We start from the raw sequence: 501 nt of genomic DNA, 5'->3' as shown, positions 1-501 counted from the left end.
CCGGCAGTAGGGGCATGTCGCGTAGTGCGGAATGCCGCGTTCGCATCCGATGCGTCCGATGACGCCGGTTTGGTGGCCGGAACCCGGGCAGAGCGCTTCGTTCATCGTTAACCTCGTGCGATTCGTTGGGCTTTGGCCATCGCCAGTGCGTGGGCAGTGGGCTCGCCGAGGACGCGGAGGCTGACGTAGTAGAAGTCGAGTTCCTGGTTGCCCCGGTTGATTGCCCAGCCTTGGATGCGTCCGTTGGCGGCGCGCACCGCCTGGACCTTGATGCGGGCCGAGCAGTTGACGTTGCCCCTGCACGTGCAGTCGTAGCCGCCGCGCGCGAGTGGTGGGCACCCACCGCAGCAACGTCGCCGAATCCCTGCGCGGCGAACCGATGTGGGAAACGGGCGGGTCCTGGACCTGCCTTACCTCCCCGGACTGCATCGAGTTCGAGGCGGCACATCAGACCGAGTACGGCACCCTCAGCGTTCGAGAGGCCCGAGAGTTAGCCGCCGC

1 protein-coding gene is annotated in these 501 nt (G+C 66.7%); it reads right to left on the bottom strand.

Going from position 1 to position 501, the window contains the following annotated elements; genetic code table 11:
* Window positions 1-107: 107 nt before the first annotated feature.
* The gene (locus A5733_RS27610; protein ID WP_158070634.1) at window positions 108-257 is read right to left on the bottom strand and encodes a hypothetical protein; all 150 of its coding nucleotides are present in this window, start codon (window positions 255-257) and stop codon (window positions 108-110) included.
* Window positions 258-501 lie beyond the last annotated feature (244 nt).

This window comes from Mycobacterium sp. NS-7484, assembly GCF_001953975.1.
Classification (GTDB): Bacteria; Actinomycetota; Actinomycetes; order Mycobacteriales; family Mycobacteriaceae; genus Mycobacterium.
The sequence above is the reverse complement of the archived record's forward strand: the minus strand, read 5'-3'. Positions and strand labels throughout refer to the sequence as shown.